The following is a 19,763-nucleotide window of genomic DNA, read 5'->3' on the forward strand; positions in this document are numbered from 1 at the left end:
CCGATAGCTTTAATAGTGAGGTAAGCTTTAATATAGCACTCCTAATTCATAACGCTACACTCGTGCATAATTTATTTTTAATTTGTGCACGAGCGTTAGTAAATTATTTACTTTTTGAAATAAAATTTGGCATCACTTTAATATTGAGACTTAGTAAACCTCAGTAGGTCTGCCAGTTGGGCCCATAAGAATTATTTGCTCGCCTTCTCTTAAGTGTCTGCATAAATTAGTGGAGCCGCCGATTTCCAGCACAATAGTGGAAATAATTCCTTTTTTTTTGTCTACTTCAGTGCCGGTTACGGCTATACCTTCCATAGCAAGGTTTGTATTATTGGCTTTTCTGCCATTGGTTTCAAAATTTTGCAATCTAAAGAATTGCCCAGGCTTAAAATTCTTTGCCGCAAGTGGTGCTTTGATCACTATTTCCACAACTTTGTCTGTTAAATATTGAACTTTTATAACCTTTGCAGTGAATTGCTCTTTGATTCTATTAAATAATTCTTTATTAGCCAGGTCTTCAACACTTGACCACGCATTTTTTTTCTGGCCCACAACATCACACACTGGAATGACAGAAACGAAGCTATTAACTCCACTCAAAAGCTGAGAAATAATAGGGTAGCCGTTCTTAGCACTTGCCATAGCTTTCACGACGCTGCCACTATACGAAGGGTGAAGATCACCAAAAAAGCTGATTGTTTTATTGCCTTGCTTATACACTAATATTCTATCTTTATTTTGCATTTTAGGAGAAAATATTGGGTCTATTTCTTTTCCTGATGAATTCAAATGAGTAAAATACCCATTACTTAATTTAAAATGCTTTTTATCTTCTGTTGCAATAACTGTATTTGGCTCAGTACCTGCTGCTATAAAAATAGAACGTGCTTTTATACGTTTGATTTCGCCGGATTTTGTGTCTATCAGTTTTATTAATTCAGCATGGTTATATTTATCCGTCACAACTTCAACTGGCTCTAAGTTTTCAATAAAGTAAATTCCTTCTGACAGTGCATTTTGCACCTCTTCGCTATTTAATCGATAACTTGGTGAATCTTTTAGCTCTTTTCTATATATAACTTTCACTCCCCCGAGGCTCTGCATTAACTCTAATGTTTTTATTTCTCTATTCTCTTTTTTTGCTAACTTTTGCTTTTCTCGGATCAATTGTGCGTGCGATATAAACTCATTCGCAATTTCGCGCTCTTCTTCTGTCCAATCTTTTTCAACACAGTCCTTTCCATACTTATCAACTAATATCTCATAACGAAGAAGAAATTTTTCTACTTGAATTGGATAATACGCTAAAGCTTCAGTGGCAGTGTCAATCGCAGTAAGCCCCGCACCTATGACAACTATCGGCATACGAACTTGCAGATTTGCTATAGAATCAAATTTAAGAGCGCCAGTCAGTTGTAACGACATCAGAAAATCAGATGCCATGCGTACTCCACGAGCTAGTATGTTTTTTATTTTGATCATTCGTGGCTTACCAGAGCCAAGTGCTAGGGCGATGTGATCAAAACCCGAGTTGAACGCGTCATCAACATTAATCGTGCCACCAAAACGAATGCCTCCATAAAGTGCGAAATGCTCACGTCTTTCCAGCAGTAATCTAATAATCTTTAAGTAATTCTTATCCCACCGAGAAGTAATGCCATATTCTGCCACCCCACCAAACCCTCCTGCCGTGCGTTCACTCAATTTTTCGTGTTTGAAATCTTTAATTAGCTGGAAATTATCGATCAAAGGTTCAATCTTTAGTCCATCAATGGTGATAACGTTATGCCCATCATTCAACAAATGATGAGCTAAATTAAAACCAGCAGGACCAAGGCCTACAACTAGAACGTTTTTTCCGGTGTTTTCTCTTGGCAATGAACGCTGAAAATTTAAAGGATTCCAACGGCTGAGCAGAGAATATATTTCAAATCCGTACGGTAAACTGAGCACATCATCCAGAATCCTTGTTTCAATTGCTGGCACATTTACGGGTTCTTGTTTTTGATATATGCACGAATTCATGCAGTCATTGCATATTCTGTGTCCAGTAGCCGCACATAATGGGTTATCTATCATCACAATTGCAAGACTTGCAATGCTGTATCCTTCGCTTTTCACCAGATTCATTTCTGATATTTTCTGCTCTAGTGGGCAGCCGTGCAGTTCAACTTTTAGTGGAGATTGTTTAAAAGTATTGTCGTTATTAATTAGCCCCTTTGAGCAGCTGTCCTTATTTTGCTTATGACAAAATATGCAGTAGTGAGCATTATCTAGTGCTTTATTCAAACTCACCTTTTTGCTTGTTAGATCAAAACCGTATCGTCTTTTTACTTCATTTGAATACAGCACTTCAACTTTGTCCACTTCTTTTTTAGAAAATGGTATGAGGTTTTCGTGGTCGATTTTTTTATGAATACTGAATAATATACTCTGTTTATTTTTTACTCTCCACACTGCATATTGTGCTGCAAGTTCTATTTCTTCTTTGTGATTTTCTTTATCTTCAAACCAATGCATCACCTGCTCAGCAAAATTTTTTTCTGTTGTTGGCAAAGTGAGAAAATGACTTAGTTTGTTAGTAATATCTATATTCGCCACATTAGTGTATTTCTTCAATGCATAGCGTTGGACAAATAATCTTTTGCACTTATATATTACAGCAAAGTCGTTGTGCTTTTTCTTTAGCTCCTCTATTTCTTTTTCAACATTGAAAAGTTTTGCAATAAATTCATCAAGTAAATATGAGAGGTCTACTATTAACTGACTATCTGTCATCCAAGTAGCTGACCGTCCTTCTTGTTTTCTAGATCCCAGTGTCAAGCACTGGGATGACGGGGGGTGACACTGGGATGATGGGAGGTGACACTGGGATGACATCGAAGAAGAAGCTGCTTTTTCTCTTGCTTCAATTAATGAACAAAACAAGCTCTCATCACATGATTTAATATAATTCAAAAATGTCTCATCTAATTTTGTTAATCCATTGCGAGTATATAGATTCGAAAATGAGATTTTGAAATTCAGCTTCATTGCTATACTATAAAGTGTACATGCTGTTTCTTACAGATGAAGATTTTATTTATTTTGCAATACTGCTGAGATTGTTGCTTCTGCAACTTTTTCTTCGCTAACAGATGCAATACACCTAAATTTGTATACACCTAAACACACACTTTGAATGTTAGCTTGAAGAATCAATGTGTCCCCTGGAGTAACTAGCTTTCTGAATTTTGCATTTTCAATGGATCTCAAGTAAACAACTTTATTTTCTATTGTTTCTTTACCTAGAACACATATAGCAGATGCCTGAGCTAGAGATTCAATTATCAAGACTCCTGGCATTATCGGATGACCAGGGAAGTGGCCAATAAAAAATGGCTCATTGAAAGTCACATTTTTGATTGCTTTTATACTTTTACCAGGATCACACTCTATAACTCTATCTACTAAGAGAAACGGATAAGAATGTGGTAGTGTTTTTATAATATCACTGATATTAAATTGCATAAGTCTATTCAATGCCTTTTAAAGCAAATTCAGGTATTTCCTTGTTTATATTGTTTAATACCACATCTGATAAATCAACTTCATCCATGGAGTATAAAACTTGGTTCTTTTTTGAAATAAATAGTACCAAATCTATGTTGTTTTTTTCTGCCGTTTTTTTAGCGACTTCTTTTATCTTGTTAAAAACACTCTCTACTGCTTCTCTATAGCTTTCTTCTAAATGTAACATTTTTTTAGCATAATTATCTCTAACATTTACAGTGTGCTTATTAAATTGTCCTGTCTTTTCCTTTTTTGCTTCTTCTGACAAAAGGTCAAATTCTTCTTTTGATGGCTTAAGTTTTTCTAACTCATTTTCAAATTCTTGTTGTAATCTAGAATTCTGCTCCTTTATTTGTTGTTGTATATTTTGCAGAGCAAGAGATTCATTGATGACTTTGTCACTATCGATAATTGCAGCCTTTGTGTTCTGAGGTTGATATCCTACAAACTTATACCCCACAAATAAGGAAATAATTAAGGCAATAACTGATATAAATAACTGTATATATTTCATTCAAATCCCCGCTTCAATAGAAAATTTAACATTTGGTGATGGTATTATATCATAAGATTCCTTTACTAAAGGAAACCCGAAATCCAATCTAAGTCTACCAAAAGGAGAAAGCATTGAAAAGCCAAAACCTGGTGACACTCTCACAAGCTTGCTATCATAGTATTTCCCTTCATACTTCTTATTTTTATCATCTAAGCCAAAAAGTGTTGCATAGTCAACAAATAGTGAGCCTTTGATACCAGCATAGTCATATAGTTTTGGTAGAGGAAAATCCACTTGCTGTGTTAGATTAAAATAAGTTTTGCCTCCTAATGAGCTTTTATTTTTGTCTTCTGCTCTTGGTCCAATACCGGAAAGGTCAAACCCTCTAATCTCATTACCCCCTTTAAAAAAGTGCTGGCCAATGTTTAGATTTTCATCAGTATAAGAAAAAATATGACCTGCCGCCATCTTAAAGCGTAGCGTTATATCATCGTCAATTTTGCTTAATATAGGGTGCGTATAAAAAGATAAGAATTCAGATTTCAGGAAATTCACGTTTCCTCCCAATCCTGAAATATCCTGACTTAAACGCAGTAAATACCCTTCTTTTGGAGTATAGAGGTTATCCAGTTTATTATATGCCAACGTGTATCCCACTGATGAAATCTGATGTTTACCTTTTCGGTCCAGTATTATTTCAGAGATATCGGTGTCTTGTCCACCCTTATTATCCATGTGTATATGATTATACTTATAAGAATAGCGAAGGGAATTAGTTAAGTTCTCTGTGACTTTATATGATAACTTTGTAAAAAATCCCATATCGCAACTATCAAAAGTAGTGTTTGGTTTATCTTGTTTTTCATAAAATACACCCATGCCTAGTGACGTATCAGAATCGTTAAAATTATTTTCAACAAACTCTAAATCAGTAGAAAATACGTATTGACTTTTTTCAAGAGCAAAAGAGAGCTCTTTTCCAGTACCAAATAAATTACGGTCTTTGAGGTCAATTTTAATCAATGCTCCACCAGGAAGAGACACACCTCCTCCCAAATACAACGAAGTAGTGTTTTTTTCTTTAACACTTAAGTCAAGATTTACTGCATTATCATTAACTGCATAACTATTTACTTTCACTGTTTCAAAAAAATCACTACTCATTAGTTTTTTACGTGACTTTTGAATCTCAGATATATTGTACGCATCACCTTCTGCTACACTTAGCTTACTTCTGATCACTTTATCTAAAGTGCGATCGTTACCATCAATTGTAATTTGATTTATATAAATCTTTTTACCCGGCAGCACTCTGTAGGTTACATCTACAACATTGTCACGTTGTGCATACTCTGGATTAACTTTTGCAAATATATATCCTTTCTCATTTAAATATTTGTTTATTTTTTCTACTGTATTATTAATTTTAACTCTATTAAATATCTTATCGTTTTCCTCTGTTATAAAATCCAATATTTCTTCTTTTAGGCTCAAATCCTGAATTTCAGTTTCAATATTAACCTCATTATTTCCAAATAAATACTGCTGTCCTTCGTCAATCAAAAAAGTTAACTCTGTTTGATTGTTATTATCAACCTCAACAATTGGTTGAATATTATTTTGAATATATCCTTTAGATGAATAAAAATGATCGAGCAATTCTGTGTTAATCAATAGATATTGCGGTGAATAATGATTTCCGCCTTTAAAAATAGCTCTAAATAACTTACTAAATATGTCATTACTATGTCTTTTGATAACTTGCTCTAGCTCATTTTCAGAAAAGTTTTTGTTGCCTATAAATCTTATATCCTTAATTTTAGAGGTTTTGCCTTCTTTTATTTTAAAAATTAGATTGACTCTATTGCCATCAAGCTTATTCAGGTCATATTCAATTTTAACACCAATCTTACCGTTATTTCTATAAGTAGTGACTAAATTCACTAAATCGTTTTGCAATTTTGTTTCAGTTAAAATAGTTAGCGACTTTGATTGAATCACATTACTTAGCAGCTCTTTGCTGTTAAATAACTTATTGCCTTTTAACACTACCTTGTTAATCAGTGGATTTTCTTGAATTTTTATTACTAAATTTTTTTTATCATCTATGTAAGCATTAACACTAGCAAATAACTTTGTTTTATATAGATCTTTTATAATTGAGTCTATATCATCGTCGTTTATATAATCACCAGATTTTAGTTTTATATAGAACCCTATTGTCTGGTTGCTTACCCTCTCATTACCAATACATTTGACATCTTTCACCTGCACTTTTTCCGCAGTTCCTAAAGCAACAAGCAGGGCAGGAAAAGAAATAAAAACCACTACCAGTATATAAAATAGCTTTTTCATATTTTATTTCAAAAAAGATCCCTAATATCATTTGACATTCCAGTTGCCATAAGCAAAAACAACACTAAAGCACCAAAAATAGCTGCATATTTTTGACATTTCAAGCTTAAATCCCTACGTATAACCGCTTCTATGATATAATGAAATAAATGCCCACCATCTAGCAGTGGTATTGGCAGCAAGTTAATTGCAGCTAAATTAGCTGAAATGATTGCCATAAAATATAGAACCATAATAAATCCCTTTTTAGCTGATTGTCCTGAATATTTTGCGATTTTTATTGGTCCACCTATTTCACTTGCACTCCTCTTACCAACAATAATTTGAAAGATAGCTTTAATCGTTAAGCACATAGTGTGGTAAGTTTCACTTACTGATAAGCTCACAGCCCCAAGAAAAGACGACTGCTTTAATGTATTGACTGAAATAATCCCTATAGTTTCTCTTTCTATTGTGTTGCCAAAAACGTCTTTGTCCTTGATTATTAATGGAGTTAAACTGGTCCTGTGCTTCTCATTATTTCTGCTATACTCAATCTCCATTCTTGTTTTAGGATTCGACATTATCACACGTGAAATATCTTCAAAGTATTTTATTTTATGCTCATTGATTTGTGTAATAGTGTCACCTGGCAACAAACCAGCTTGCTTAGCTGCACTACCTTCGATTACATTTTCAATCACCGGTGGAGTGCGATAATAACCTGCTATGCTAAAAAATATTGTAAAAGCTATAACAGCAAATACCATGTTTGCAAAAGGCCCTGCAAAAACTACTGCTGCTTTTTTATGACGCGGTTTTGTATGAAATGAATACAATTTTTCTTCTTCCGTTAATTCTTGTTGATCAGCTGGGACACTCGCTGCATTAGTATCTCCTAGCATTTTAACATAACCACCCAATGGAACAACGCTTAATTTCCATCTAGTTCCAGACTTATCGTTAAAACCAAAAATTTCAGGACCAAAACCTATGGAAAAAGATTCAACTTTAACTTTGCATGCTTTGGCAACAACATAATGCCCATATTCATGCACGAATACTATGACAGAAATTATTAAAGAAAATGATAAAAAATAATATATTCCATCGCTAAATTGATGGATAAGATTAGAAATTAATTCCACCTGTATATTTAGATCTTAACAAAATGTTAAGTATATTAAAATGCGCCTCGCTTGACAAGTATTTAGTTTAACTTTTAAATTAAAAAAAGTTTAATTGTAATGACAGATACCTCACTACTCAGAAGAAAATTAATATATAGAAGCTGGCATAGGGGTTGCAAAGAAACCGATATACTTTTAGGGCATTTCGCATTGAAATATCTTGATAAATTTTCCTTAAGCGAACTAATCGAATACGAAAAAATAGTTGATCTTGATGATTACGAATTATATTGTTACATAACTCGTAAGACAAACCTCCCTCCTGGCTTGAATAGTCAGATAGTCAATTTAATTGCTTGCTTTATTGAAGCTAATCCTTTATGCACTCAAGATTAGTGATAATCTTATTTACCTTATCTAGTACCTCAGTATATTCTATTCTTTTCTCGTTTCTATACTTTTCGCGCTCTTGATTTACTTCATCTAATCGCTTTGTTAATTCTAAAATTTTATCCTCAAGAATTAGTGCTGCAAGTAAGAAATTTAATGCATCCGAACCCTTACCTCCAGTTTTTTGAGATACAGAACTAACTAACTTGTCAAAACTATTAGCAAGGCGTAATAAATGATTCCCCTTCCCACTTTCGCAAGATATTTTATATGTGTTATTACGTATAACTATTTCTACTACTTGCATATGGTGCTAAAAATTTCTATCGTACAGTATAAACTCAAACCCCTACTTTCATCTTATTTATGGTATAAATTTTTATTCATTTATCAAATCAGATAATTTTTTACTGCTACGAAAATATGTTTTAAAGTATTGATTCTTTGTAAACTTCTGTAACATTAAATGGCTTGTTTCTTTCAAGTTATAACTTCTAACTGAAAAAGAACCAAACCCCCTAATTTCAACTCTATTATGATGTTTCAATGTGCTTGAAAGTATCCCAAAAAATCTATCAACTATAGCTGCTATAACAATCTTATCTAAAAAAGGATGTCTTTTTGCTACCCTCGCTATTATATCAGACTTTGTTGCCATTTATATGAAGCCAAAATAAGTAAACCTTATCACTTAGCAGATAATGCTATGTTATATTCTTCAACACCCAATACTTCAACTTCTATTTTTTCTGATATAGAGAATTTTTTATTCTCTGGTAAATGCTCTTGATCTATTAGAAGGGTTACATCGTTCTCAACTTCAACGACTAGTCCATTATCTTCTCTCTTACCTACAATAACCTGTATTTTATCACCTACCTTAACTTTCTTTATCAGTTCTTCAAGAGGATCATACTCTATTTGTTTTATTCCAAGATAAATTCTTGCCCGATTCACGTTAGCCCTTATTACTTTTGCTTCTATTTTATCACCTACATTATACTTCTTTATCTCATCTGAACCATTTTTAGACCAACTAAAATCTTTCACATATATTGTCCCTTCTACGTTCTCATCTATTTCAGAATCACCGAAAGCAACAGATACATATGAGCCGGTATTATTCTTCACTTCACCAGAAACAATAGAACCAGGAGGATATTTATTGATAAATACTTGCCAAGGGTTGTCTACACACCTTTTCATGCTTAAACTCATCCTACTCTTAGCAATGTCAATACTGAGAATTTTTACATATACTTCTTGTCCCCTTGTTACGAGACTACTAACTGGTAAATTACTCTTAACCCAAGTTATTTCTGACGAGTGCACTAAACCTTCAATTCCAGGTCTAAGCTCAACAAATAATCCATAATCTTCTATGCTTGTTACATAACCCTTATGCACACTATCAACTGGATATTTTGACTCTGCATCTTGCCAAGGGCTATCTTCTAGCTGCTTCACACCCAAGGAAATTTTAGCATTTTCCTTATCTATTTTTATAATTTTAACTTTTATAGTCTGACCACAAGTAAAAACTGCAGACGGATGACTTACCCTACTCCAAGAGATATCTGTAATATGTAACAATCCATCTATAACTCCCACTACATCTGATTCATGAATACCGACAAATACACCGTAATGAGTGATACTTTTTATTTTCCCTTCTATTATATCGCCTTCATTTAAAGATTCTAAAAATTTAATTTTTTCACCAGCGTGCAATTTTTCTAACACCAGCTTTCTTGATACTACAATATTGCCCTGCTTCTTATCCATTTTAAGCACGATGAACTTTTGTTCAGTTTCAATAAGGTGCTTCGCATCTTTTACTTGCTTCAAATCCACATGACTCAGCGGTAAAAAAGCGCTTATTCCGTCACCAAGATCAACAATAAAGCCACATTTAATTGAGCGTTTAATAACTCCGCTTACTTCAGCCCTTGTAACTGTATCTTCTTCCAACTTATTCCATTTTTCGTCTCTAATTGCTTTTTCACGACTAAGAACAACATTACCATGATAATCTTCAATTCTTTCCACATAAACTCTGATTTTCGAGCCAATAATGACCTCATCATTACAACCGAGTTCCTTGATCAGAATTCTCCCGTCAGATTTTAAACCAATATCAACCACAACGTCGTTAGGGTTTATTCTTGTAATTACACCTTCTACCACATCTCCTTCTTTAATTTTGTTAACAAAAGAATCTTCAAACAAGGTATTATCTTGATCCTCAAATTGGCCTTGACATATCTCTTCTATAAATTTGTTTGATGATAGCTTTCTGATAGTAACCGGTAGATTTACGACTGGATTATTATTATTCATACCTTTAACTTAAACTTTATTAGAACTCATATATTATATAATATTAACAATTATTGACAAGTAATTTTTCATTAACTCATTTCGAGAATTGTTTAAGCTATATAAAATATAGTGAGAAAATTATATATGTATCAAGAATATGCTATTTAAGAATAGCAAGTGGATTAGATCGTTCTCCAGAAGGTCCAGGCTAAAACCTGATGTTGATGAAATATTGGAAAAATATTCTATTCAAAACAGCAAGGAATCTATAGAGAAAATTGTAAATTCACAAAAAAGAATATGGGTAGAAATAGGCTTTGGCAACGGTGAAAATATGCTTTACCAGGTGCTCAATGAACCTGATCTATTATTTATAGGATGTGAGCCCTACTTAAAGGGGGTTTCTCGCTTGCTAACAAACATAGAAATACAGAACATAAAAAATATTTTAATGTGGACAGAAGATGCAAGAGAATTGATTGCAAATTTTCCTGATAACAGTGTTGAAAGATTCTTTATTCTCTTTCCAGATCCATGGCCAAAAAGAAGTCACAATAAAAGACGATTAATTAATACGGAATTTTTAAATTTATTAGCAAAAAAAATACTTATAACAGGGGAAATATTCATTGCAACCGATCATCAGGACTATGCAGAGTGGATAGCATCACATATAAAGCAGTGTAACTCTTTAATCTATAGGGAAGACGATTTCACAAGTTATACTCTTACAAAATACCACAGAAGAGCGCTCAAAGATCAGCGTAAAGTGAGGTTCTTTAAAGTAAGTGTTATTAATAATTTGCAGACTATGGATCAATAGAGTTTTTGCATATCTCTTTTACGTTAACTATAGATTAAAAATAATAAAAAAAGAGGGAGAAATAGAGTAAATTCCTTTAACTACTTCTCCTTATGAAGGAATAGACTTCTTGCATAACCCAAACTAAGTAGAAAAAAGGTATCATCCAAGTAGCCCCTTTCTCGTCATGCCGCTGCGAATCGTCATACCGCCGCGGCGCTAACACGTAGCGGGATGATGAGGCTTATCGTCATGCCACCGCGAACCGTCATACCGTCACGGTATCTCTTAGCCGCTAACAAGTAGCGGGATGACGGTTGTCAGGTTAGCTGTTATCCCAGTTTTTGACACTGGGATGACAACGAAGGGCTACTTGGATGACAGGGAAGGATGCTGGAATGAAGGTTTTTCAAATTGTCGATAAACCTAAATCTATAATAACTATTTGCCTTTTTTCTAGGTTATGCAAGAAGTCTACTGAATAACAGTAAGATTTTTCAATCCTGTTCCACAGCAAATTTTAGTGCCATGTGAGTAGTTATGGTGCTGTTAACAATCAAAATAACAAAAACTAAGATGGTGATTAGTAGTGTATAAATATTCAAGGATAAATTTTCAAATTGAGTTAGCATTTTAAAATACACAAAGGTTGGCATTATCATTGGCAAAACAAGAATTTGCGATACTCCTGATGCTAAGTTGTTTTGACCAATCATCAATGCATTTCCAGTAGCTGAAATATTAGTGATTATCAGCGTATTAAATAATAAAGACACTCCAACTGCTATTGAGTGTTCAATACTATTGCCTAGAATTGCAAAGCTGAATATGGAAGAAATTACTGAAATCGGTAACCCAAATAATAACCAGTGAGCGAAAATTTTATAAGCAACTATAAGCCTAGAAGAGAGTGGCTGTACAAAGATTTGCTCTAATATTCCATCATGATAATCAGATGTAAACAAATTATTTGTAGAAATCTGCAAAACAAATGTAGCACATATCCATGTTAATGTTAACATAACTTCTTGTTTATTGTTGTTTTTAAGTGTAAATGAAGATAAACTTAACATTATGATAAAAATACATACTATATAGGTAAAGTTCTTATCATCTATTACTAATTTTTTTACTGAGTCGATCATACTAGGCTTTTAAATGTTTATTATAAATTATAGTGTTTACTTTGAGGTAGTATAATTTTTTGTTCATAAATTATATAGGTTTTATTATTTTTTTGATAATGCAATTATGGAAAAGTTACCAAAAATAAAGTCACCAGAAGATTACACTCCTTCAGAAGATGAAGAATATATGAGCGTAAAACAACTGGAATACTTCAGCTTAAAGTTACAATCAATACTCGCTGAGTTAGAGAAACAAGAACTAGAAGATAATAGTATTGATACATACTATTCTGATGAAGATAGTGGAAACGAGGAATTAATCAAGCGTCGAAAAGATAGAAAAGAAAAAATTAAGGAGGCGTTAGAAAAAATAAAATTAGGCACTTATGGTTACTGCGATGGAACAGGAGAAGAAATAGGAGTCGAAAGACTTAAAGCTAATCCGCTTGCTATATATTGTATTGAAGAGCAAGAGAGAGTAGAAAAAGAAAAGAACGTGTACAACATTAACGATTAATTTACACATAAGTGGTGAGCCCATTGGACTTCAAGAGGAGCAAGAGGCGCTGAAGTATGTTATGCTATAAAGAAAGTGGAAAATTGGACATTCTCAACTTGACTCCTGCAGATTAAAAATTAAGTTGTATCCGTTCAGGCAATGGCGTCAACTTAAGGAAAAATATCAGCGATAGTGTATAAAATTTCTCTCCAAATTTTTTATCATTAAATTATCCAAAGAGTGCAAGGGACAGCACTTTTGTTTCTGTTTTATTTCAACAAAGAAGTCTAAAATGTGTCCTTTTTAGGTGAAATATGCAAAAAGGAAAAAACCTTATTCTACAAATTAAAAATATAATATACTCGAAAACTTTTCAGAAAATCCATTGTGTTGAGTTTTACACGAACAAGCTTTTTCGACAGTATTTTCTATGATTTTAAAGTTAGTTAAAAAAAGTTTGGGAATAGAATGTGAACTTATGGAGCCATTGACATGTACCCTCAAAGCAAGCTTTTTCTAAAGCAAGATATAAGATTTGCCATACAGGCTTTCAAGAATTTAAGCATCCAAACAGCCTATCAGGATGAACCTGAGTTGGAGAGGCTATAGACTTATTGCAGCAGATGGTTCTGGTATGAGATTACCCAGCTCTGGGGAAATTGTATCCGAGTTTGAACCAAATGGAACAACAGGCACCATTGGCAATTTGTTTGTTGATTTGTGTACTTCATTGATTTGCAGTGCTCGTCTTGCAGCTTGGAATATAGGTGAACAAACGTTGGCGGCAGAGCAATTACCCGAAGTTATCACTCAAATGCGTTTATTAAATCAAGAGAAATTATTATTTATCTATGATCGTCTTCAGTAAAATTCATTCAGCAGCATTATAATTTGGAAGTAGATTTTATTTTTCGCTTGCAAAAAAGAAATTATAGTAAGCTATGGGAACGCTGGCGAATTAGATTTTGATTTTATATTAGAAAATGAAAAGCTAAAAAATAAAATGAAAGGACAGAAAGTAAGAGTTATAGTGCTGACATTAGCCAACTGAGAAACAGAGTTTTTGACCGAGACTTTGGAGCAAAGCTTATGTGTTAAGGTGGCACATAGAGGAGTGCTATAAACGACTCAAAGTAGGAGCAGAGTTAGAGAATTTTTCTGGAGAGGCTGTGTTACAAGAATTTTGGGCAAACTTGGTCATGTGCAATATATTATCGCTTCATATATGTGATGCACAAGGGCCTTGGAACCCAGATCAAATTACTGAGTATCGTTTAAATTTTTCAGTTTTATTTAGTGTAATGAGACAGAAACTCTATCAGGTACTTATTGCGCCAAAAAACTTTCAAGCCCTTTTTAAGTATACGCGCTAAAGTTAAAATCCGACCGGGACAGCCGCAATAAAGTAGATAAGCCTAAACGCCATCATGTCTTTAGGAGAGTTTGCTAATGAAAGTTCTTAAGTTGACGCCATTGGCTGTTCCGATTCGTTATATGACATAAGAGCATCATATATTTCATGCAATGTATTTGAGATGTTTTTTTCCATATGTTGATTAATATGCCCATATATTGTCGTCTCTTCCGAATACTCTGTATCTTTATGTATATGATTTTGTTGCTTTAATTCTTCTCTATCTACACTCTCTATTTGCTCTGACACTAGCATAACTACCCCATATTTTACATAACGAAATAAAAAAATTCTAACTGTAGTATGCTTATATAATCTACGAAGTCAATAGTTAAATTGAAAAGTTTCGGTTATAATTTACTTCATATAGAACATGCCCTTGAATTATGCTAAAAATCGCCATAGTAGGCCTACCAAATGCTGGAAAATCGACCCTATTCAACAGATTAGTAGGAAGAAAAGCAGCAGTAGTGAGTAACATTCCAGGAGTGACAAGGGATAGGCGAGAGGGAATGGGGAGAATTAGCGATTTGGAGTTTAAAGTTATAGATACAGGAGGATGGAACGACCAAACTAATTTTTCACTACAAGTTATTGAACAAATCGAATTTTCTTTATCCAATTCAAACATAATTTTCTTTCTTGTTGATGCAAAAGTGCAAAATGAGCGAAATGAAGAGTTTGCAAAGTGGCTGAAGAGAAAAATAAATAAACCTGTAATACTAGTAGCAAATAAATGCGAGAGTCATAAATCCGAAAATGTTGATTATTTGCAGTTTTTTGATTTTCTTGGCCCGGTGTATATCTCTGCCGAGCATAATCTTGGCATGGTTGATCTTTATGATGCATTAGCTGGTGTTATTGAAAATTTTAACGAGAACACTGAGTTACCTAACAATGAACTGAGTAGGCTGAGGATCGCGATCATCGGCCGTCCGAATGTTGGAAAATCAACTTTTTTAAATGGTTTACTTGCAGAAAACAGACTAATAACAAGTTCAGAGCCAGGTACCACACGTGATTCTGTGGATATTACATATGATCATGATGGAGAGTTAATTACTCTAATTGACACTGCCGGAATCCGCAGAAAGGCGAATGTTGTAGATGGCTTAGAATCAAGATTTGTTGAGAAAAGCATGGAATCAATCAAGCGCTCTCATGTGGTAGTTTTAATGCTAGACTCCCTAGTTGGTATTGAGCAGCAGGATTTATCAATTGGTGAAGCTGCAATTAAGGGAGGGAAAGGGATTATTGTTGTTTTAAATAAGTGGGATTTAATAGGTAAGGATGACAGAAGCAGGTTAATAAAATTTGTCAAACAACAGGAAGTAACCAGGTTATTCTTGGAAGTGCCAACTATAACAATTTCTGCGTTAAAAGGCATGCGCTGCGGTGATGTGATAGATAAGTGTCTTGAAGTGAGTGAATCCTTGAACAAGAAGATCAGCACTGCAAAACTGAATAAGTGGCTCATAGATGCTGTAGGAAAACATTCTCACCCTCTTGTAAAAGGCAAAGCAGTTAAAATGAAGTATATCGCTCAAATTGGTACTAAACCTCCAGCTTTTTCTTTGATATGTAACATACCTGAAAGTGTTGATGAAAGTTACAAACGCTATTTAATTAACGATCTCAGAAAAAATTTCTTTGCAGACGGTGTGCCAGTTAGATTGCTTTTGAAAAAAAATAAAAATCCCTATGTAAAATGAATACTCTGCTTTATACTTTCAGGGATAATTTACTTAAAGTTATGTGTAATAATTCCAGAATTCCTGCAATCTTTCTGCTGTCGAGTGCCGCTGCTCTAATTTTTGCATATGTGCTAGAATATTTTTTCAACATGCTGCCATGCAAGTTATGTACATACGAGCGAATAGTTTACTATATCGCTGGATTACTTGCAGTAGCGTGCATGCTTAAAGACAACAAAATTCTAATCTATGCAATGTTTTGCAGCTACCTCATAGGTGCAGTAATATCTTTTTATCATATAGGTCTTGAACTCCACTTATTTCATGATGTTTTAGGTTGTACAGAGCAAGCAAGTAGTAACGTTAGTATAGAAGAGCTCAGAAATAATCTACTAAATCCTAATTACTCTCCATCTTGTGACAGACCTCATTACGTTCTAGGTGTTTCCTTAGCAACATGGAATCTAATTTATCTCATAGTAGCTCTGTTCGTATCAGGTAAGGTGTATTGTGGAGAAAGAAAGAAATCTAAATAATTTAAGGTACAGCAACAATCAGTTCTTGCAACAGGCAATTAGAGTAGATCACGCTGGAGAATATGGAGCTATTTGCATTTATTCTGGTCAAAAATTTATTCTTAAGAAATCTTCTATAATCAATGAAATAATTGAAATGGAAGAGCAGGAAAAAAAGCATTTTCACTATTTTAATGAGAAAATCAAAGAGCAAAAAGTTCGTCCTACTGTTTTGTTGCCTGTTTGGCGTGTTTTAGGAGTGTCGCTTGGCGTTGCAACTGCCATTATGGGCAAAAAAGCTGCTATGGCTTGCACTGCTGCAGTTGAAGAAGTTATCGGGGAGCACTACAAAGAGCAAGTTTCACATTTAGAAGATGGGGAATTAAGAGAAACTATAAGTAAATTTCGCGACGAGGAGTTAGAGCACAAAGATATTGCAATTCAGCACAATGCTGAAAGCGCATTTGGCTACAACATTTTATCATCATTCATAAAAACAGGCTGCAAAACTGCTATTTACTTGTCTAAGTTAATTTAACTAAGCAGCTTTCTTAAAGTGTTTTAAATGTTCTGATAACAACAGAAACCAGGAAGGAATTCAAGTGTAACAATTATTTTATAACTATATTTACATATCACCATTATTAATAAATAATTAGTATTTGTAAATTAAATACATCTAAAGTATAGACTGCAAAGGAGGCAAAAGTGCGTTTTAATTTAGAAGAGGGAAATGCTCTTATGTAATACCTGCCACAGGTTCACAACTGTACGAACATTCATTTTTGAAGGTAAATTGCACAGCAAATGGTGTCATTCCAGTCTGGAATCCAGAAATTTTGCTTATAACTGAGCTGATAAGCTAAAGGTAATTGTCTTACACTAAAACAAACGTTTTTAATTAAGTTGCATAGAACCAGTGTCTGGGCACTGGGATGACACCCCACTGGTGGTCCAAACTACAACGTTCGTACAGTTGTGGATTCCAGACTGGGATGACACCCTACTGATGGGCCCAAATCACAATGTTCGTACAGTTGTGGGTCAGGCTATAGGATGACAGAAGTTGACTTTATTAGCTATAGGTGGTATGACACTTAGTCAATTTAAGTAAGCAGATGATCTTAGCTACAAAAGTATTTTTTACCTCATTTGTTTTTGGGTTTATTCTTTTTCCCTATTTTATAAAGCTTCTAAAAAAAATAAGCAAAGATGGGCAACCAATTAGATCATGTGGACCAGAAAGTCATTTAATAACAAAAAAGAATGTACCACCTATGGGCGGAATAATAATACTGATTTCTTCTTTATTACCAATTTTACTCTGGGCTCAGTTAACACCAGAAATTTTGCTGCTGATATTGATAACTCTATTTTTTGCTCTACTTGGATTTATTGATGATTATTTAAAATTGAAGACAAATCACTATCGAGGTTTAAGTGCAAAAACCAAAATACTTATTCAGTTTATTGTTGCTCTGGTTGGTGTGTTTATACTTAAGCTATACTCTGCTGAATGTTTTACAAAAACGTCCCTATTTAAAGGAGTAATAATAGATTTTGGCTATCTATATGTTCCGTTTGCTGCGTTTGTAATTGTCGGCTCTTCTAATGCTGTGAATCTCACAGATGGTTTGGATGGCCTTGCTGCAACTCAAGTTATCACTTCCTTTGCTTTTTTGGGGCTAATTGCATATATAACTCAGGCAGATATGAATATTACTTTATTCTGCATTGCATTTATAGGAGCTATTCTAAGTTTCTTGTGGTTTAACACACATCCAGCAAAAATATTTATGGGTGATGTTGGTAGCTTGTCGGTAGGTGCGGCTTTAGGGTTAACTAGTGTCCTAATTAAAAGAGAAATGCTTTTTGCCATTATTGGAATAATCTTTGTAATAGAGACTCTATCTGTTATTATTCAGATATCATATTTTAAATATACAAAGTTTAAATATGGAGAAGGAAAAAGAGTTTTTCTTATGGCACCAATACATCATCACTTTGAGAAGAAGGGATGGTCAGAAAATGTAATCGTTATGAAATTTTGGATAATTTCTATTATCTGTTCAGTTTTTACTATAACTTTCTTATTATAAAAACCTATGAAATACCCAGACTTTACATTAGAAAATAAATTATCAGGAGTGATAGCAGGAGTGGATGAAGTTGGAAGAGGTCCGCTAGCTGGTCCAGTAATATCCGCAGCCGTAGTATTTATTGATAGAAATACAATTATTGATGGAATCAACGACTCGAAAAAGTTGACTCCTCAATGTAGGCAAGTCCTATATGAAAAAATAACATCCGTTGCAAAATTTGGTATAGGAATGGCAAGCGTAGAAGAAATAAATTCATACAATATCTTGCAAGCAACAAAGCTTTCAATGAAACGTGCGTTGATAGACTTGGACCTAGAATTAGATTATGTACTAGTTGATGGTAATCAACCACCTGAAGTGAAATGGCAAGTGAAATCCATAGTAAATGGTGATAATTTGAGTACATCAATTGCAGCAGCTTCAATCGTTGCAAAAGTTACGAGAGATCGGCTTATGCAAGAATTGCATAATAAGCATCCTGAATATAATTGGTATAAAAATAAAGGATATGGGACAAAAGAGCACCTTAACGCTATTGGCCTTTATGGAATTACAGAACATCATAGAAAAAATTTTGCACCCATATCTCGGGCATTATAGCCTTTACCCTTTTTTGAAAGGTATGGTTTCATTAAATAGGCAAACTGTACTCGATCCATTCCTTAAGGTAAACACTGAACTTACCCTTTCGATTATCAGGTAGTTATCAACTGTACGGAAATTTACTAAAGACTCATATCCTGCAGAATCAACCATAAAAACTGCCGGAAAATCAGAGTTTATTTTATTGAATTGTAGATATGTAAATTTTCCGTCATCAAAAACCTTAATTGGTATTATTGACTGACTACCTTTGACGTGCGAGATGGAATAATTAAAATTTAATCCCTTCTTTACAACTTCAATATCATTGATATCAGGAATAATGGTATGACTAGCTTGTTCGAAGATATCACCGTTATTTGTTGTGTAAATCTCATCACTGCTAAATAGTGGATAAAGAAACCTTACTTCATATGCTAATCTTGGATCATCTAGTCCAGTTGCTTCTTCAGCATGAAGTTCAAAGTAATAAACTCTTTTATTGGTAATTATAGTTGCATTAGTATCGGCAATATCATCTATAGGCTTAATAAACAATCTATTACCTTGAGGAAGGAGTTGCCAACCAGTTGAATCACCCATTGAAAGGTTTTGTATTACCTCCCCTGGTTCAAACAATATACTGGACTGATAACCATAAAAACCCGTATACTTATGTATAGCTTGTGGGTTATAATTTATCACCTTTATGTGATTATCTCCAGCTATTGAACGTGGCTCCTGTTTTGCAAGTGCATCACTACCACAGAGGAACAACAGTACGGCAAACAGTAAACCAATCAT

Annotated in this window: 19 protein-coding genes and 1 pseudogene; 9 read left to right on the forward strand and 11 right to left on the reverse strand. The window is 33.9% G+C overall.

Translation table 11 applies throughout. The features are described 5' to 3' along the window. Window positions 1-150: 150 nt before the first annotated feature. Genes ACICPZ_RS01980 through rseP form a run of 5 tightly spaced genes read right to left on the reverse strand, consistent with a single transcriptional unit; the run spans window position 151 to window position 7,530 of the window. Window positions 151-3,033, reverse strand: coding sequence for an FAD-dependent oxidoreductase (locus ACICPZ_RS01980; protein WP_264374088.1), 2,883 nt, complete (start codon window positions 3,031-3,033; stop codon window positions 151-153). Between the two features lie 45 nt (window positions 3,034-3,078). Further along, a complete protein-coding gene (gene fabZ / locus ACICPZ_RS01985) occupies window positions 3,079-3,510 on the reverse strand; it encodes a 3-hydroxyacyl-ACP dehydratase FabZ (protein ID WP_010082082.1) in 432 nt (143 codons plus the stop codon). Between the two features lie 4 nt (window positions 3,511-3,514). Continuing rightward, window positions 3,515-4,066 carry an OmpH family outer membrane protein gene (locus tag ACICPZ_RS01990; protein WP_209472492.1) on the reverse strand — a complete coding sequence of 184 codons (552 nt, stop codon included), beginning with the start codon at window positions 4,064-4,066 and terminating at the stop codon, window positions 3,515-3,517. Next, the gene (gene bamA, locus ACICPZ_RS01995) at window positions 4,067-6,403 is read right to left on the reverse strand and encodes an outer membrane protein assembly factor BamA (RefSeq protein WP_138264850.1); all 2,337 of its coding nucleotides are present in this window, start codon (window positions 6,401-6,403) and stop codon (window positions 4,067-4,069) included. A gap of 8 nt (window positions 6,404-6,411) precedes the next feature. Further along, window positions 6,412-7,530: an RIP metalloprotease RseP gene (gene rseP, locus ACICPZ_RS02000; protein ID WP_010082085.1), complete on the reverse strand. Its 1,119-nt coding sequence runs from the start codon at window positions 7,528-7,530 to the stop codon at window positions 6,412-6,414. A 99-nt stretch (window positions 7,531-7,629) separates the two neighbouring features. Here rseP and ACICPZ_RS02005 point away from each other — a divergent pair, with 99 nt between their 5' ends. Further along, entirely contained in the window at window positions 7,630-7,908 is a 279-nt protein-coding gene (locus ACICPZ_RS02005) for a succinate dehydrogenase assembly factor 2 (RefSeq protein WP_006279484.1), read from the forward strand. Here ACICPZ_RS02005 and ACICPZ_RS02010 read toward each other — a convergent pair. The 3 genes from ACICPZ_RS02010 to ACICPZ_RS02020 all read right to left on the reverse strand — a co-directional run bounded on the left by ACICPZ_RS02010 (window position 7,883) and on the right by ACICPZ_RS02020 (window position 10,242). Beyond that, complete coding sequence (locus ACICPZ_RS02010; protein ID WP_010082086.1) at window positions 7,883-8,209, reverse strand: cell division protein ZapA; 327 nt, start codon at window positions 8,207-8,209, stop codon at window positions 7,883-7,885. The genes ACICPZ_RS02005 and ACICPZ_RS02010 overlap by 26 nt on opposite strands. 72 nt (window positions 8,210-8,281) lie before the next feature. After that, window positions 8,282-8,560, reverse strand: a complete 279-nt coding sequence (locus ACICPZ_RS02015; protein ID WP_010963035.1) for an HU family DNA-binding protein — start codon at window positions 8,558-8,560, stop codon at window positions 8,282-8,284. Window positions 8,561-8,589: 29 nt separating this feature from the next. Next, on the reverse strand, window positions 8,590-10,242 hold the full coding sequence (locus ACICPZ_RS02020) for a 30S ribosomal protein S1 (protein ID WP_012673366.1): 1,653 nt from the start codon (window positions 10,240-10,242) through the stop codon (window positions 8,590-8,592). A gap of 139 nt (window positions 10,243-10,381) precedes the next feature. Between ACICPZ_RS02020 and trmB the strand changes: the two genes are divergently transcribed. Continuing rightward, on the forward strand, window positions 10,382-11,047 hold the full coding sequence (gene trmB / locus ACICPZ_RS02025; RefSeq protein ID WP_012673367.1) for a tRNA (guanosine(46)-N7)-methyltransferase TrmB: 666 nt from the start codon (window positions 10,382-10,384) through the stop codon (window positions 11,045-11,047). Between the two features lie 476 nt (window positions 11,048-11,523). Here the strand turns inward: trmB and ACICPZ_RS02030 are convergent, their stop codons facing one another. Further along, window positions 11,524-12,171, reverse strand: a complete 648-nt coding sequence (locus ACICPZ_RS02030; protein ID WP_010963039.1) for a heme exporter protein CcmB — start codon at window positions 12,169-12,171, stop codon at window positions 11,524-11,526. A gap of 106 nt (window positions 12,172-12,277) precedes the next feature. Between ACICPZ_RS02030 and ACICPZ_RS02035 the strand changes: the two genes are divergently transcribed. Together ACICPZ_RS02035 and ACICPZ_RS02040 are read left to right on the forward strand one after the other, a co-directional pair. Further along, window positions 12,278-12,670, forward strand: coding sequence for a TraR/DksA family transcriptional regulator (locus ACICPZ_RS02035; protein ID WP_010963040.1), 393 nt, complete (start codon window positions 12,278-12,280; stop codon window positions 12,668-12,670). Between the two features lie 296 nt (window positions 12,671-12,966). Beyond that, window positions 12,967-14,102, forward strand: a pseudogene (locus tag ACICPZ_RS02040) (transposase). A gap of 9 nt (window positions 14,103-14,111) precedes the next feature. Here ACICPZ_RS02040 and ACICPZ_RS02045 read toward each other — a convergent pair. Then, window positions 14,112-14,321 (reverse strand): hypothetical protein, encoded by a 210-nt coding sequence (locus ACICPZ_RS02045; RefSeq protein ID WP_010081834.1) that lies wholly within the window; start codon window positions 14,319-14,321, stop codon window positions 14,112-14,114. A gap of 131 nt (window positions 14,322-14,452) precedes the next feature. Between ACICPZ_RS02045 and der the strand changes: the two genes are divergently transcribed. From der to ACICPZ_RS02070, 5 genes are all read left to right on the forward strand, one after another. Further along, a complete protein-coding gene (gene der / locus ACICPZ_RS02050) occupies window positions 14,453-15,778 on the forward strand; it encodes a ribosome biogenesis GTPase Der (protein ID WP_010963041.1) in 1,326 nt (441 codons plus the stop codon). Continuing rightward, a complete protein-coding gene (locus ACICPZ_RS02055; protein WP_010963042.1) occupies window positions 15,775-16,296 on the forward strand; it encodes a disulfide bond formation protein B in 522 nt (173 codons plus the stop codon). The genes der and ACICPZ_RS02055 overlap by 4 nt, the downstream gene beginning before the upstream one ends. Then, a complete protein-coding gene (locus ACICPZ_RS02060; RefSeq protein ID WP_006279362.1) occupies window positions 16,271-16,813 on the forward strand; it encodes a demethoxyubiquinone hydroxylase family protein in 543 nt (180 codons plus the stop codon). The genes ACICPZ_RS02055 and ACICPZ_RS02060 overlap by 26 nt, the downstream gene beginning before the upstream one ends. Before the next feature lie 580 nt (window positions 16,814-17,393). Next, window positions 17,394-18,374, forward strand: a complete 981-nt coding sequence (gene mraY / locus ACICPZ_RS02065; protein WP_209472500.1) for a phospho-N-acetylmuramoyl-pentapeptide-transferase — start codon at window positions 17,394-17,396, stop codon at window positions 18,372-18,374. A 6-nt stretch (window positions 18,375-18,380) separates the two neighbouring features. Next, entirely contained in the window at window positions 18,381-18,977 is a 597-nt protein-coding gene (locus tag ACICPZ_RS02070) for a ribonuclease HII (RefSeq protein ID WP_010082329.1), read from the forward strand. A gap of 3 nt (window positions 18,978-18,980) precedes the next feature. Here the strand turns inward: ACICPZ_RS02070 and virB9 are convergent, their stop codons facing one another. Continuing rightward, window positions 18,981-19,763, reverse strand: coding sequence for a P-type conjugative transfer protein VirB9 (gene virB9 / locus ACICPZ_RS02075; RefSeq protein ID WP_010082330.1), 783 nt, complete (start codon window positions 19,761-19,763; stop codon window positions 18,981-18,983).

The sequence above is a fragment of the Wolbachia endosymbiont (group A) of Melitta haemorrhoidalis genome, from assembly GCF_964273365.1.
Taxonomy (GTDB): Bacteria; Pseudomonadota; Alphaproteobacteria; order Rickettsiales; family Anaplasmataceae; genus Wolbachia; species Wolbachia pipientis.